Raw genomic sequence first — 15,145 nt, 5'->3', positions numbered from 1 at the left:
ACGCGAATTTCAGAGGTGAAAGTGAAGTCCACCCGCCTTCAGTCACGTTCACGGTGGGGTGAGGGAGGCTCTCTCTTTGTTTTCATTCGCGTTTATCGGCGTGATTCGCGGGCAACTGATTGACTCCGGATGATCCCCGCGCGTTGCAGTCGCCGTTTTCCCAGCGTCGCGGTCGCCGTTGCGCTCGCGATGGTGGCGCACGCCGCGGAATATCCCACGCCCGAGGGCCGGCGGCTGCGTGACGCGCTCGTGCACGAGGCGACGCTACCGCTGAAGCCGCAAGGGCGCGCGATGTTGCTCAATCTGGCCGAGCTGCATGGTCGCAGCGTGCTGCCCGCGCGCGGCTGCCTCCGCTACGGCGATGCCGACGCCGCGCACCGGCTGATTGAGCAGGCGCTCGATGCGACCGCCACGCAGTTCGACCGCACGGGCGCGATCTGGGAGTTCTATCATCCCCAGCTCGGCGATCAAGCGACGCTCGTGCGCAAGCCCGCCGCCCGGAAGGATCCGTGCCGCGATTACGTTGGGCACAACCCGCTCTTCGCCATGACCGATCTGTGGCGCCGCGCGGGCGGTGCGGTGGGGTTGCCGGTGGTTGACCCTGACTCGAAAGCGCGCGGCGTGCCTCCCACGTTGCGTCCACGCGATGAACCGCGGCGCTGACGTGAGCACCCATCGATGAATGCCTCCTCCCATCTCCACGCTGCGCCCCGACGCTCGGTCTTCTCCGCATGCCATGCGCCAACCCTGGTTTCCCGTGCAGTGGATTTTTTCCGGCGCGGCGGGCCTCTGCCTGGCGGCTGAATCGCCCGCATCCATCAGGACCGCGCTTGCGGCCCACGACCGCGCGATCCATGTCCACGACTGCGGTCGAAAAGTATGGTTGGGTTCATAGGCGACAGATCTGGGCGGTCGGAACCGTGAATTTGGCGGCGGGAAAAATTCACCCCGACGCCTACATGCAGTGAAACGGGGGCGGGCGGAAGACGGCCAGACAGGGCGGCAAGACCCCGACCGTCGCTCCGCTCTGACATGGGGCAAACGACATCGAAGTCCGAAGTTGCGCCCGAAGCTGTCAGCATCAGCGTTGCGACGATGAACCGAAGAGCTTTCGTCGGAGCTGCAGTCGGAGCGATCCCCGTGATGGCGTGTGGTCAGAAGGCTACTTTTCCCGCTGCTTCGTCGCCGTTGTTCGTCAAGTCTGGCTCTTCGGTGGACGATGACGTGCTCCAGCTTGGAGACCGTAGTTTTCTGCATTTCAAGGTGTGCGGCCGGCACACCCATGGCGGTCAATTATTGATTGAGCAGAGCCAGTTGCGACGCTTTGGTCCGCCCCGCCACCTGCATTTCGAACAGGACGAATGGTTTTATCCCCTCGCTGGTACCTTCCACATCGAGGTCGGCGATGAGCAGTTCGAACTCCGTCCAGGCGATTTTCTGTTCGCTCCAAGAGGGGTGCCGCACGTTTGGAAGCACTTGGAAGAGGATCCAGGGCGAATGTTGGTTGCGTTTCTGCCCGCTGGGAAAATGGAGTCGTTTTTTCGCCGCTTCACCCAAGGCGGAGTCATGCCAGCCCAGAAAGAGCTGCCGGCGTTGTTCCTCGAGCATGGCATGCAGGTCGTAGGACCACCGCTATGAGCAGCAGCCCGGGTGATATAGGCGGAGGGCACACCCAGGATTCGGCCCGGCAAGCCGCCAGGGCCAACGCCAGTGGGCGTCATGCCGCGTGCGATGTCGCGACTGACCGAAGCTAAACTGCGGAGTCAGGAAAGCAGCGAAGCACGCATCGCGCCGGCCGCGGGCGTGGCGCATTCCTGTAGTCAGGCGGGAGAATGCCGCACATGAGCGAAAAATCCGACCGTTTGAGAGTGCTGTTCGTTTGTGCGCTCAATCAGTGGCGTAGTCCGACCGCCGAGCATTTGTACCGCGACGACAGCCGGCTTCAGGTTCGTTCTGCCGGCGTGCGCGCGCAGGCCCGGCGCAGAGTGACCGAAAGTGACTTGGTCTGGGCCGACATCGTTTTCGTAATGGACCGAGAGCAAAAGCAGTGGATTGGAAAGGAGTTTCGCTCCTTGGACCTCCCCGAAATCAGAATTCTGGACGTGCCGGATGAGTTTCAGTACATGGACCCCCGGCTGCAGGCCGCGTTGCGAGCGGCGCTGGACCCCGAGTTGGCGGCAATGATCGAGTCGAAAGAATTGAAATGAGCACCGAGCACGAAGAATCAGAACCGGAAAGCGATGAGAAGAAGAGCTATAGTTTTATTGGTCGTTTCATGCTCTTCCTGTTCATCGCTGGTCCGGCCAGCGTCTTTGCGTTTGGCATCTACGGACGGATTGGCATTCGCAATGCGATCGCCGCAGCCGCGGAAAGAGGCGACTACTCTGGCATGGGAATACTCGCGCTCTGGATCTTCGGTCTAGTCGGAACAGCGACGATGATTTTCAAGCGATGAATGCGAAATCGCCGCACAAGGCGTCCGAGCCATGCCGCGCGCGCGATCACGAGCTCGCGCTATGAAACCGCGAAAGCCAATGCGTAGCGCCGACGAGAGGGTCAGTCCGCTGATCGCTGACGCGTGCTCAACGCAATACTTGGAATCTCAGTGAGCGCCGCACCGCGGGCCGGTGCCCTGAACGGTACGTTTCCATCGCAGGCGCCGAAATCAGCGTTCAGCGGACCGACCCCGTACGATCGGTTCCCCGCGGGAAACGCCGAATCAACGCGCGCCGGCCTGCAGCTCGGCGGACATTTCGAGCAGCGTGGCGAGCATCTTGGTCGCGGCTTCGGGTTCGAGATAGTTGGTCCCGGGCCAGGTCTCGTAGCCGCCCAAGGCAAAATGCCGCGGCGTGGGCAAATACCCGAAGTAGCCGTGACTCAATTCAATCATGAATCCGCGCGCGGACGGAGTGCGCTTTTTGAACTCGAGGCCGGTTTCGGCGAACGTCTCGCAGGGAAAGGTGCCAATGCCGATATCGCCGATCCGGAACGCCTGCAGGGGAATTCGCGCGGGCTGCTCGGCTGTGGCGAGGATTTGCACGCGGCCGGCGTAGCTTAACCGCTGCACCCAATCGGGCGTCGTGGGCCAACGCGCGCCGACGGGGATGTCGCCGCGTTCGAGCCGCGGCGCCTTGGCTTCGGTCTCCTTGGCCCAGGCCAGGATCTCGGGTCCGATCGTCCGCCACTGGATCGGAATCTCGCGATACTGGGCGGCGAGTTCCGCGCGGTCGCGCCATGCGACCTGACGGAGCGCGGCGTGGACCTTGCCGGCGACGTCGCGACCGACGCGGCGCATTTTCTCGTACGGCGGGAGCCGCGGGCCGGCCGCCCGGAAGTCGATGTTGTTGATGTCACCGCTGGTGCCGTTGGCGAGCAGGGCGACGAACGGCGGGCCATCGTCCGCGGACGCGACAAGCCGTTTCAGCTCCTCGCAGAACACGCCGTAGTAGTCGGCGGAGATCGCGCGGCCGGCGACGCCGCCGACGTAGTGGAGCGAATAGGCGGCGAGCACGGAAATGGGGCGACCGTTGGGTTCGCGCACGGCGATGAACGACACGGTCGGATCGGTCGGTCCCGCGGGCTCGATCAGATTCGGGCTGCCGGTGGGCGGATTCATGCGGGCGCGTTCGATCTTTCCGAACGGGTTCACCGGCGCGGTGCCTTCGCGCATCAGCCAGCGGCGATTGAAGACGTGCTCGGGGGCATCGACGGTGCCGAAGGCGATTTCGGCGGGGCGCAGCGCCCGGACGGCCCGTTGCACTCCGTCCGCGACGCGCTGGGCCACGAAACGTTGATAGTCATTCAGCGGCTGCTCGTAGGCGAAACGGCTTTCGCCGAGCGCCGAGCCGGCGGAATGCGTGTGCGTGCCGGCGATCAGGACGTGGCTGGCAGGGATGCCGGTCGCGGCGGTGATGAGGCGGCGGGCTTCGACGCTGACGGTGCGGTGCAATCCGAGGAGATCGCAGATGACGAAGGCGAGCTTGGTCCGGCCGTCGTCGAGCACCAGACAGCGGGCGTGCAGCTCGTCGTGCACGTCGTCAGCCGGAAACGGCGCGAAGCCGCCGACAATGGGTGTGCCGAGCGGCGGCGTAATGACACTCGTGGCCGCGCCCGCGCGCAACGGAGCCGCGGAGGGCGTGGCGGCGCGGGCCACGGTGGCGAGCAACAGGAAGACGAGGAGGAGGCGCATGGGGAGTGAAGTCGCGGAGCCAGGAGACGAGGAACGCGCCCGAAAAAACGGCCACGCTCCGCGTCGGCGGGGAAGGGGAGTACGGCTCCACCTTCAACGGCCGGAGCCCTCCAGCTCAATCCAAAGCTGCGGGAAGCGATCGCACGGGGTCAGTCGCTGATTGCTGACGAGTGCTCAACGGAATACGTGGAATCTCAGAGAGCACCGCACCGGTGGCCGGCGCCCCCATCAGCATTCAGCGGACGGACCCTGTATGATCGGTTCTGCTCCAGCGGTTCGGAGAGGGAGCTGGAAGCTCCCTCTACTTTGCACGTGATGGGATCAGCGGTAGTAGCGGGAGCATCCTGCTCCCGTGTTCCAGAAACGGCGCTGTAAGCCCCCGCGACTTTGCCCGCCTAACTCATGCGTAGGTGCCGGCGGCCAACAGAAAGAGGGCCGGTCGGACGGGGTCTGCCTGTTACTTGTTACATGTAGCGCAGACGAGAGGGTCAGTCCGCTGATCGCTGACGCGTGCTCAACGCAATCCTTGGAATCTCAGTGAGCGCTGCACCGCGGGCCGGCGCCCTGAACGGTACGTTTCCATCGCAGGCGCCGAAATCAGCGTTCAGCGGACTGACCCCGTACGATCGGTTAGCCGTCAGGGATTTTGATTCGTCTTCCCGCTTACTCCCGCCGGGACGCGCGGTCCGAGGTGAAGCGTGAGATTGTCGCACGTCGAAACTTTGCCGTCCGCATTCTCCGAGGTGACGGACCCCGTTAACAACAAGGTGAATTTTGCCAGATCCAGGACGCCATTGTCGGCGCTTGCCCGGTAAATTCCGGGTTCGCCCGCGACCGTCATGACTACGTTGGCGTGACCGCGGAAGTAACGCACGCCGTCCTTGGTCTCCCTGTGATCTGCACTTAGTTTCAGTTCAAACCTACCCACCTTCATCGTCTCTGCGCTCGACTCCACCACATCAACTCACGTTTCCGACGGATATCGAAGGTTGAGCCGTTCCGGCGTCCCTCTCTCGTTCGCTTGCCATGAAGCAGAAAATCAACGGCCGAAAGGTTCAGAACTGGCACCGCCCCCTCGGGGTCGCGCAGCTTCGAAAGGGATTTCGTCAGCGGCGCTACGACGATCCAGCGGCTGCCAGCGACGGGAGATCGTTCAATGATGACGCCCTAGTCGATGCTCATTGGGATCCGTTCGACCCGATCAAGGATGATGATTTTAGCTGGGAACTCTCGGAGCATCGGCTGGAAACGTTTCTCCAGGAGATCCTGAACCCGCCGCAGGTTTGGCGTTTGGAGGGACTCGGTGAAACCACCGCCGACGGCCTGCTCCCGGATCCCGAGTCAACCACGTCATTGGAGGAGCGTCTCAGGGACCATGCAACGCGGGTTCTGCACTTTTCAGAAGCGGGCGATCTGCTCCGCACGAAGATAACACGGGCGGTCGGCGCCGCCGATTTGGAGATCATCAAGAGCGAAGGGAACAGGTTCCTGGCGGGAAACCGCTTTGCGCGAAATGTATGCCTGTTTGCTCCGTTCTGGATCAGGAGTCCGCGAACCTGGAAAAGGAACAGTCAGCTGACTCTGGCCGAACACATTTTTGCCGCGCATCCCGTTCCTTCATTTCTGCACGCAGAGTGGCATCGAAGGGATGTTACGGCCAAGTGGCTGCACTGGTTCATTCTGTTTGGCCAGGGAGGAAGCCTGAAGCGCGCGGCCAAGCTCTTTCAATGGAATATCCCCCGCAAGCTTCCGATCCATCTCGGCGAGGTTCCCGGCAACCTGTCTCCGCTGTTGGCCTGTATTTTCGCCGATGTGAAGGGGCTCGGCGGTGCTGAAAGAGACTTTAATCGCATCATCGTGAATCACGCGTTTGTGATCGATCCCACGGAATGCTCCACGCCGTCGTATGATGGGTTTTGGCACGACACGATTCGCTGGGTGGTTGCCCACTATGACGAACTCAGTGACGACGAGAGCGGGGCCATCCTCGAATGGGCCTTGCACGAATATACGGAGGCGGAGCGTGCAGGCCTGAGTTTTTCCTGGAAGGCGCGTCGCGCCCGGCCGACGCTGGCGCGAAGTCTGGAGTACCGCCGCCAGCGGACGCTCCCGTACTCCCCCTCTCGCTGGATGGGGCACGGCTTCGATTGGAAGTGGGAGCAGACCCCCGATGTATGGTCCTTTGTCGAGCTGACCACCGGCGCGGAGCTTTACCATGAAGGCCTGGAGCAACACCATTGCGTTGCCAGTTATGCCGCGCGCTGCGCCGCCGGACATTCAGCGATCGTCTCGTTCCGCTGGAACGATCAACGGCGCGTCACTATAGAAATCGACCCAAGGTCCCGGCGTGTCGTCCAGTGCAGGGGCCCCTATAATCGCGAGGCGAGCGCCGAAGAACAAAGTGTGATCGGGCTTTGGGTGGCGGAACGCCTCCGGCTGCGCGTTTGACTGCGTAGAGTCTGCGCTGCGCAGGGCGCAGACGAGAGGGGCAGTCCGCTGATTGCTGACGAGTGCTCACCGGAATACGTGGAATCTCAGAGAGCACCGCACCGGTGGCCGGCGCCCCCATCAGCATTCAGCGGACGGACCCTGTATGATCGGTTCTGCTCCGGCGGTTCGGAGAGGGAGCTGGAAGCTCCCGCTACTTTGCACGTGATGGGATCAGCGGTAGTAGCGGGAGCATCCTGCTCCCGTGTTCCGGAAACGGCGCTGTAAGCCCCCGCGACTTTGCCCGCCTAACTCATGCGTCGGTGCCGGCGGCCAACAGAAAGAGGGCCGGTCGGACGGGGTCTGCCTGTTATTTGTTACATGTAGCGCAGACGAGAGGGTCAGTCCGCTGATCGCTGACGCGTGCTCAACGCAATCCTTGGAATCTCAGTGAGCGCCGCACCGCGGGCCGGCGCCCTGAACGGTACGTTCCCATCGCAGGCGCCGAAATCAGCGTTCAGCGGACTGACCCGTACGATCGGTTCAGAGTGCAGATCAGCACCCTGCATGGGTGGCCACAGGCGCAGTCCGGTGAACGTGAGCGGCTTGCGGCGTCGTGTGGTCAGCGCCCGAGTCGCGGAGACCGACGGCACACGCGCGGTGACGCCCGACACGCGCAACGATAGCTCGTACGTTGCGGCTTGATCGTTCCAGGTTTGGACCGGTCGGGGTCCCGCGTTTGACAGCCCGGATCCCGGGGGCATCTTTCGCCTCCCATCGCTTGAAACGTTTCTTCAATGTTTTCGCCGGCCCTCGTTTCCGCGCGTTACCCAGGCTTTAGCCATGACCGAGTCCAAGACTTACTATTTTGATAGCAACGCTACCACGAGCGTCGCGCCGGCAGTCCTGCAAGCGATGCTGCCCTATTTGACTGAAAAATGGGGCAATCCTTCGAGCCCGTATCGACTCGGCAAAAAGCTCGTGGAGCCGATCGAGCGAGCGCGGGAATCCGTTGCCGCCCTCATCGGCGCCGACTCGGCTGAGATTGTTTTCACCAGCTGTGGGACCGAGAGCATCAATACCGCGATCACGAGCTGCCTTTATACCCAGCCGACCAATCGGCATGTCGTCACCACCGCGGTCGAACACTCAGCCACGAAAAATTGCTGTGCGGCCCTGGAGCAGCGCGGCTACGACGTCACTTACCTGCCGGTGAACCGCGATGGTTCACTCGACCTCAAGGGATTCGAACAATCGCTCCGGCCTGACACCGCGGTGGTGTCGATCATGTGGGCGAACAACGAAACCGGCGTCCTGTTTCCCGTGGCAAAAATCGCGGCCATTTGCCGGCAGCGGGGGATTCTCCTACACACGGATGCGGTGCAGGTGCCCGGCAAACTGAAACTCGATGTCAACGAGCTCGGCGTCGACCTGCTTTCGCTTTCTGCGCACAAGCTCCACGGGCCGAAAGGAGTCGGCCTCCTCTACGTTCGCAAAGGCACCCCTTTCCAGCCGCTCATCGTGGGAGGACATCAGGAGGAAGGTCACCGCGGCGGCACCGAGAACGTGCCGTACATCGTGGCCTTCGGCCGGGCGGCCGAGTTGGCGGGAGCGGTCACCGTTGATGCGCAGCGCAAGCTCGCGGCTCTGCGCGATAAGCTCGAAGCCGAAATCTTCGCCCGGATCCCATCTACCGCACGCAACGGGGCGAAAGAACCGCGTCTGCCCAACACCACGAGCATCGCGTTTGCGGGGGTGGAGGCGGAGGCGCTCCTCATGATGCTGGATCAATTGAACATCTGTGCGTCGAGCGGCTCCGCTTGCACGACCGGTTCGGTCGCGCCGTCCCACGTTTTGACCGCGATGGGACTGAGCCCGGCGGAAGCGCGCAGCACGATCCGCTTCAGTCTCGATTACGAAACGTCGGACGAGGATGTCGCCTACCTGATGAGCCATCTCCCTCGCGTCGTGGCTGAATTGCGGACGGCGGGCTCGCCTCGAACGGCGGTACGCGTCCTCCAGCCCAAGCTCGTCGCTCACGCGGTGTGACCCCAACGAAGTAATTGCCGTGAAAGCGATCGACGATCAAACCGCAGGCCTGAAAAGCCCCGACGATAAACTGCGCGAGTACGTGCGTGAAGTACCGCTCTACCAGTCAGCCGCTGCGAGAGGCGGCAGCGCCAGCGCCGCGGAGTTGTTGGCCGCTCTCCCGTACATCAACAAGCACGACATCAAGCGGGACTTCCCCCGGAATTTTCTTCGCGCGGGCCAGTCGCTCGACGAGCTCGTGGCGAAGAAATTGGTCGAGGTCGAACATACGGCGGGCACGACGGACAACCGGACCGATCTGCTGCTCGAGTATGGCTGGTGGGCCCGCCAGGAAGCGTGGGCTCTGTCGCTCAATCCCCACATCGAGCGCGTGCTGCAGGAAAACCGCGGTGCGCATCGCGTGACAATTTCGTCGCCCGCGTGCAACGGCGACATCACCTACAACGGGACGCCTTCCGCCAAACGCCGGACGTTGGGCACCACGCGCGTTCTAAGCCTTTCGCGTTTTCCGTTTTTGTTAAGCACCGAGGATCTGGATAGAATGGTGGCGGAGGCGCTGGAGTGGGATCCGGTGTTTCTTGATACCGATCCGGTTTACGCCGTGGTCTTCGCGCTGCACTGCGAGCGAAAGAAGGTGAGCTTTCCGAAACTGAAGTTCATCCTCACGACCTACGAGTACACGAGTGTCCTGCATAAGCGGATTCTCGAGCGCGTGTTCGGCGTGCCCGTCTACAATCTCTACGGATCGACCGAAACCGGCCACCTTCTCATGGAGAACGGCACCGGCCAGATGGTTGAAAGCAAGGACATCGCTCGCCTTGACGTCATCAACCAGGACGACCGCGGCATCGGCGAGTTGGTGGTGTCGACGCTCAGCAACGACTACATGCCGCTGCTGAACTATCGGATCGGTGATCTCGTGGAACGTCGCTCGAGCGCCAGCGCGCCCGGCGGCAGCCCGACCTACATTCTTCACGGACGCGCGCCGGATACGTTGAAGGCTCCGGACGGCCGCCGGGTTACGACCCGCGATGTCGACCAGTGTTTTGTCGGCTGTGAGGGCGTCGTGCACTATCGCCTGCACGAATTCAGTCCGGGACAATTTCTGCTGAGCTATATCGCGGAGGGCGACGGCGATCCCACGACATCCATCGGTGCGGTGGTGCCGAAGCTGCAACAGCTCATCCAGCCACCACAGAAGATTGAGACAAAACGGGTGAAATTTCTCCTTCCTGAAGGCTCGGGCAAGTTCGTGTTCAACTACCCGTTCGTGCCTTAAAGATCACCGCGTTCCTCGCCTGCCATGGAATGAGGTTTTCGCGTCCTTGCGCGCTACCAGCTCAGTTCACCCGCCGCGGCCGAGACGGTTCTAACGGAGACAGGACGCTCGATCCGCAGCGAGTCGAGATGGAGCACGCTCTGCGGGCCGAGGCCGGTGACCTGAACTCCCCGGACCACCAGAGGCTTGCCCGCAGCGATCACTTCGGGCGCGGCCGTGGGGACGACGAGCCACGCCAGGCCGTTCTTTTCCGTGAAGACGCGGGCGGTCGAATCCGGTTCGACGCAGACGGCCGTGCCTTCGTCGATCGCGAGGCCGATGGGGCGCGCCGCCCCCGGCTTTTCTTCGGCGGACAAGCGCGAAAGAAACGCGACCAGGCGGCCGAGGCGCTGGCGGGCCATGAAATGCGAATCAGTCAGGACCCGTTTGAGCGCAGGCGCCGCAATGAAGTCACGCCCCAGGGTGACTTTCTGATCGAACGGATCCGCGAGCGCCACGGTGCTGGTGACCGAGTCTTGCAGCGCCGAGAAATAATACTGGCCGAGAACCGCGAGTCCCGCGCTCGTGCCGCCCAGCGGTTTGCCGGCGCGGAGGTGGGCGTTGAGGGCGGCGCCGACCGGCGTGTCCTTCCAATACCGGACGTATTTCGACTGATCGCCACCGGCGAGGAAGATGCCGTCGGCCCGGGCGATGCGATCGAGGACGCGAGAATCGTGGGCGGCCGAGGCCTCGTTGAACCGAATGGTTTCGACTGAGTCGACGCCGCCGATGGTGGTGAAGACGTAGTCGTTGTATCCGTCCGCTCCTGACGCCCGGAGGATGACGATGTCGCCGCCACCAGCGCAGGCGACGAACCACTGCCAAGCCGCTTTGACATCGCCGCCGCCGCCGGCCAGCAGAAGTCCGGACCGGGTGTGGGCGGGGGTGGCGTCCGCCGCGTTGCCCGTAAGCCAATAGTCGTAGCTGGCGGCGGATAACTGCACGCACACGGCCGGCACCCAGAAGAGCGCGAAATGAATACGGCGCATGGCGCGATCCTCGCGGCTTTCCGGCCGCGAGGCTAGGGCGAAGGTGCGGCAGGGGTGCAAATACGTCTTTGGTGGTATGGGTTTTCAGCTGCGCGGCGCAGTTCCTGCGAGCAGCGTGGTCGCACATGAAACGATGGCTCGTGGCGGGATTGGCTCTGGCGTTGGCGGCGGGTTGCGCCCGGCGGGAAACGCAGGTGGCGGCGGGCGACCGCGACCAGGTCCTTTATCGGGGCAATGCCTCCGAGCCGGAGTCGCTGGATCCTTATCTCGTGCGCGGTGCCGTGGAATGGACGATTGTGGGCGGGTTGTTCGAGGGCCTGGTGACGGCCGATATGGCGACGCTCGAACCCAGGCCCGGCGTGGCCGAGCGCTGGGAGATCTCGGCGGACGGGCTCGTCTATACCTTCCACCTCAGGGCAAACGCGGCGTGGAGCGATGGAACGCCGGTCACGGCGGGGGATTTCGAATACGGCGCGCGGCGGCTGCTGGCCCCGCGGCTGGGAGCGGCGCATGCGGAGAACAACCTGTTCTTCGTCCGCGGTGCCAGCGACTATCAGGCCGGGCGGATCAAGGATTTCGCCGCGGTCGGGGTGAAGGCGCGCGACCCGCGCACGCTCGAAATCACCCTGGCGCGGCCGACGCCGTTCTTCCTGTCGGCGCTGATTCTCTTCTTTCCCGTGCCCCAGGCGACGGTGGAGAAGTTTGCCGCGATGGATGAGCGCGTGAACAACTGGATTCGTCCGGGCAACCTGGTGGGCAACGGGGCGTTTCGCCTGAAGGCGTGGCGGCAAAACCAGGGCGTGGTGCTGGAGCGAAATCCCCGTTACTGGGACGCCGCGCGCGTGCGACTGAAGGAGATTCACTTCCTGCCGATCGAAAACGCCCAGGCGGAGGAGGCCGCGTTTCGCACCGGCCAGTTGCACGTGACGAGTGCGGTTCCCTTGAACAAGTTGGAAGTGTATGCGCGCGAGCAGCCGGAAGCGCTCAAGGTCGTCGACGATCGGGGTGTATATTTCTATTCGCTCAACGTGGCGAAGCCGCCGTTCGATGACCGCCGGGTGCGACTCGCGTTGTCGCTGGCCGTCGATCGGGAGCGCCTGACGAGTCAGGTGATCAAGGGCGGGAAGTCACCGGCGTGGAGCTTTACGCCGCCAGGGATCGGCGGCTACACGGCACGCGCGCGGGTAGCGTTCGACCCGGAACGGGCCCGCGCGTTGCTGCGCGAGGCCGGCTTTGACGGCGGTCGGAATTTTCCGGCGGTGGAGCTGCTCGTGGATGCGCGTGAGCATCACCGCATCGTGGCGGAAGCGGTGCAGGAAATGTGGCGCCAGCACCTCGGCATCACGGTGAAACTGCGGAACGAGGAGACGCAGGTGCTGAATTCCTCCAAGCGGCAGATGGACTTCCAGCTGGTGCGCGGCTCGTGGAACGCGACGACGTATCAGGATCCCTTTTACTTTCTCGGGGCCTGGCGCTCCGGTGCGCTCTACAATGAGTCGAAATGGTCGAACGCGGAGTTTGATCGTCTGATTGAAGCCACCTGGACCGTGGATCGCGCGGTGCGGGAAAAGGCGTTTCAGGAGGCGGAGGAAATTTTCCTCCGCGAACTGCCGGCGATTCCGTTGTTCTTCTCCACCCAGACGATGCTGATGAGTCCCAGCGTGAAGGGCTGGCAGCCCAAGCCCTTTGCGGATCGAAGGCTCAAGGACCTGTGGCTGGAGAAATGATGAATCGACCTGGCCCGTGCGGCGCACGCGGCTTTTGATCGGGCGGCGGTTCCTTGACGCGGGGTGTCGGGGCGGGTGAGCGTGCGGCATGAAAACCGCCCGGGCCCAGCAGGAGGCACACGCAAACTGGGAGGCACTGCTCTTCCCGTTGCACGCCGCGACCGAGGTGGAGGAGTTGGGCCGGGCGACGCTGCCGTTGCTGCGCGCGGCGTTTGCCCCGGCGGTGCGCGCGACCCTGTTTCTTGGCCACTTCGGGATGCGGGAGGCGCGACGGGTTTTCACCGATCCGCCGATCGAAGGAACAACGGAGTGGTTCAAGGAGCGGGGACGCATCAATCCGTTCACCGCTCATATCAACACCCACCGCCGGGCGACCCACTATCGGTTTCGCGACGTGCTCGGGACGGTGGAGAAGTTCAAGGCGACGGAATTTTATCTACGGTTCGCCCGGGCTGAGGGCTGGACCGACGGCATGTCCGGCTTGTTCTGGAAAGGGGACGAAGTGAAGGCGATGTTCAGCGTCTATCGCGCGCCCGGCGGGCCCGAGTTTGGTCCGGCGGAGGTGGCGCGGCTGAAAGCCCTGCGGCCCCATCTCGAAACCGCGATCGACCGCGTGATGCTGCTGCACACCGAGCGGCTTTATCGGAAGGTGCTGGAGGAGTTCAACCGTTACATTCCGCTCGGACTGATGCTGCTCGACTGGGAACTCGAGCCCGTTTTCGCCAACACCGAGGCGGTCAAGGAATGCGCCGTGTGGTGCCATGGCCCGAAGATTGCGCGCGGATTGATCTCGCGTGACCGGCTGGAAGTGCCGCCCCCGATCAAGGCGGCCTGCGAACGCATCCGGGATGAGATTCTGAACGCGAACGCGAAGGATCGTCCGGTGTTTTCGCATCCGCTGGAGCGGCTCGCGCATCCGCATCTCCCGGACCGGCTCGCCGCCGTGTCCGCGGTGAACGCCTCGGCGGGACTGCTGGCGAAGCCCGGGTTCCTTGTCGTGCTGGAGGATCGCAGCCTGGAGCGTCAGCCCCGGGCCCACGTCGCGGTGGAGAAACAGCGGCTGCTGTGGGTGCTGACGCCAAGCGAGCGCGAGGTGGCGTTGCTCATCTGCGAAGGCTGCTCCAACGCGGAAGTGTCCCGCCGGCTCAAAAAGAGTCTGCTCACGACGAAGAAACAGGTGACGTCGATTTTCGCGAAGCTGAACGTGCGGAGCCGCGGCCGGCTGATGGCGCTGCTGCGGTGAAGCGTGGAAATCTCAGCGCGAGCAATTCAGTTGCCCGCGAATCACGCCAATTTACGCGAATGAAAACAGAGCAGAATGGGTCTTAACCCAAAGGGGAGTCTGATTGAGACCAGATTGATCCAGTTTCCCCTCGGAAATTCGTGTCCGTTCGCGTGATTCGCGGGAGTTCCTCTGCATGGATCCCGCTCAGGGCTCCACGCCGTAAATCTCCACGCCGGCTTCGCCGCCCGCCACCTGGTACGCCCGGTACATCCCGGGTGTATTGAACGGCATTGCGATCCGGCCCGCGCGGTCGATCGCGATCACGCCGCCGTCACCGCCCAGCCGGCCGACCTTGGCGATCGTGGCGGCGGCGGCGGCGGCGACCGACGCGTCCTTGTACTCCATCTGGGCGGCGATGTCGTAGGCCACGACGCCGCGAATGAAAAACTCCCCCCAGCCGGTGGCGCTGACCGCGCACGTGGCGTTGTTGGCGTAGGTGCCGGCTCCGATGATCGGCGAATCGCCGATGCGGCCGAATTTCTTGTTGGTCATTCCACCCGTGGACGTGCCGGCGGCGAGATTTCCCTCCTGATCGAGCGCCACACAGCCGACCGTGCCGAATTTGGTTTGCCGCGTGAGATACGCTTCGTCGCCGGGACCGAACGCAGGCTCGTCCAAGCCCGACCCGGGTGAAGCGCACAGCGGGGCTTTCCGAGCGTCGCGACTCCTGGCCTGTTCCCATTGCTGACGGCGGAACGTCGTTTGAAAATATTCGTTGGGCACGAGGCTGAAGCCCTGCTCCTGCGCGAAACGCTCGGCGCCGTCGCCGATGAGCATGACATGCTCGGACTTTTCCATGACCGCGCGCGCGAGTGTAATCGGATTGCGGATATGCCGAAGCCCGGCCACCGCCCCGGCCGACTGCGATCGCCCGTCCATGATCGAGGCGTCCAGCTCACACTGTCCGTCGGCATTGAGCACGGAACCGCGACCGGCGTTGAAGAGCGGATTCTCCTCCAGCACCGCGACGGCTGCGACCACCGCGTCGAGCGCGGTGCCGCCGCGTTCGAGGATGATATAGCCGGTGTCACTCGCGTCGGTGAGCGCGGCGCGATACTGCTGCTCGAGATCGGACGACAGCGCGGACCGGGTGATGACCCCGGCGCCGCCGTGGATGACGAGACCGAACGTTTTCTTCACAGCGGGAGAGGATGCAGGAGC

At 63.5% G+C, this 15,145-nt stretch carries 12 protein-coding genes; 9 read left to right on the top strand and 3 right to left on the bottom strand.

Annotation, left to right across the window (positions count from 1 at the left end; translation table 11 throughout):
• The first annotated feature begins 129 nt into the window (after nt 1-129).
• The 4 genes from ACLJEU_RS18005 (at nt 130) to ACLJEU_RS17990 (ending at nt 2,455) form a co-directional block, all read left to right on the top strand.
• Complete coding sequence (locus ACLJEU_RS18005; RefSeq protein ID WP_414660125.1) at nt 130-663, top strand: hypothetical protein; 534 nt, start codon at nt 130-132, stop codon at nt 661-663.
• A gap of 369 nt (nt 664-1,032) precedes the next feature.
• Nucleotides 1,033-1,638, top strand: coding sequence for a cupin domain-containing protein (locus ACLJEU_RS18000; protein WP_457795271.1), 606 nt, complete (start codon nt 1,033-1,035; stop codon nt 1,636-1,638).
• A 203-nt stretch (nt 1,639-1,841) separates the two neighbouring features.
• On the top strand, nt 1,842-2,207 hold the full coding sequence (locus ACLJEU_RS17995) for a protein-tyrosine-phosphatase (protein WP_414660126.1): 366 nt from the start codon (nt 1,842-1,844) through the stop codon (nt 2,205-2,207).
• Nucleotides 2,204-2,455: a hypothetical protein gene (locus ACLJEU_RS17990; protein ID WP_414660127.1), complete on the top strand. Its 252-nt coding sequence runs from the start codon at nt 2,204-2,206 to the stop codon at nt 2,453-2,455. Before ACLJEU_RS17995 ends, ACLJEU_RS17990 begins: the two co-directional genes overlap by 4 nt.
• A gap of 264 nt (nt 2,456-2,719) precedes the next feature.
• Here the strand turns inward: ACLJEU_RS17990 and ACLJEU_RS17985 are convergent, their stop codons facing one another.
• On the bottom strand, nt 2,720-4,189 hold the full coding sequence (locus ACLJEU_RS17985; RefSeq protein WP_414660128.1) for a neutral/alkaline non-lysosomal ceramidase N-terminal domain-containing protein: 1,470 nt from the start codon (nt 4,187-4,189) through the stop codon (nt 2,720-2,722).
• Nucleotides 4,190-5,215: 1,026 nt separating this feature from the next.
• Between ACLJEU_RS17985 and ACLJEU_RS17980 the strand changes: the two genes are divergently transcribed.
• The 3 genes from ACLJEU_RS17980 to ACLJEU_RS17970 all read left to right on the top strand — a co-directional run bounded on the left by ACLJEU_RS17980 (nt 5,216) and on the right by ACLJEU_RS17970 (nt 9,944).
• Complete coding sequence (locus tag ACLJEU_RS17980; protein ID WP_414660129.1) at nt 5,216-6,637, top strand: PcfJ domain-containing protein; 1,422 nt, start codon at nt 5,216-5,218, stop codon at nt 6,635-6,637.
• Between the two features lie 822 nt (nt 6,638-7,459).
• Nucleotides 7,460-8,665, top strand: a complete 1,206-nt coding sequence (locus tag ACLJEU_RS17975; protein WP_414660130.1) for a cysteine desulfurase family protein — start codon at nt 7,460-7,462, stop codon at nt 8,663-8,665.
• Between the two features lie 19 nt (nt 8,666-8,684).
• Nucleotides 8,685-9,944: a phenylacetate--CoA ligase family protein gene (locus ACLJEU_RS17970; protein WP_414660131.1), complete on the top strand. Its 1,260-nt coding sequence runs from the start codon at nt 8,685-8,687 to the stop codon at nt 9,942-9,944.
• 53 nt (nt 9,945-9,997) lie between these two features.
• On the opposite strand, the gene ACLJEU_RS17965 is transcribed toward ACLJEU_RS17970, so the two are convergent.
• The gene (locus ACLJEU_RS17965; protein WP_414660132.1) at nt 9,998-10,972 is read right to left on the bottom strand and encodes a cyanophycinase; all 975 of its coding nucleotides are present in this window, start codon (nt 10,970-10,972) and stop codon (nt 9,998-10,000) included.
• 125 nt (nt 10,973-11,097) lie between these two features.
• Between ACLJEU_RS17965 and ACLJEU_RS17960 the strand changes: the two genes are divergently transcribed.
• A complete protein-coding gene (locus ACLJEU_RS17960) occupies nt 11,098-12,699 on the top strand; it encodes a peptide ABC transporter substrate-binding protein (RefSeq protein WP_414660133.1) in 1,602 nt (533 codons plus the stop codon).
• An 88-nt stretch (nt 12,700-12,787) separates the two neighbouring features.
• On the top strand, nt 12,788-13,942 hold the full coding sequence (locus tag ACLJEU_RS17955; protein ID WP_414660134.1) for a helix-turn-helix transcriptional regulator: 1,155 nt from the start codon (nt 12,788-12,790) through the stop codon (nt 13,940-13,942).
• A gap of 186 nt (nt 13,943-14,128) precedes the next feature.
• On the opposite strand, the gene ACLJEU_RS17950 is transcribed toward ACLJEU_RS17955, so the two are convergent.
• The gene (locus ACLJEU_RS17950) at nt 14,129-15,124 is read right to left on the bottom strand and encodes an isoaspartyl peptidase/L-asparaginase family protein (RefSeq protein WP_414660135.1); all 996 of its coding nucleotides are present in this window, start codon (nt 15,122-15,124) and stop codon (nt 14,129-14,131) included.
• Nucleotides 15,125-15,145 lie beyond the last annotated feature (21 nt).

The organism is Terrisphaera buseokensis (assembly GCF_047521145.2).
In the GTDB taxonomy this organism is placed as follows: Bacteria; Verrucomicrobiota; Verrucomicrobiia; order Opitutales; family Opitutaceae; genus ER46.
Note: the sequence above shows the minus strand (reverse complement) of the source record. Positions and strands in the feature narration are given on the sequence as shown.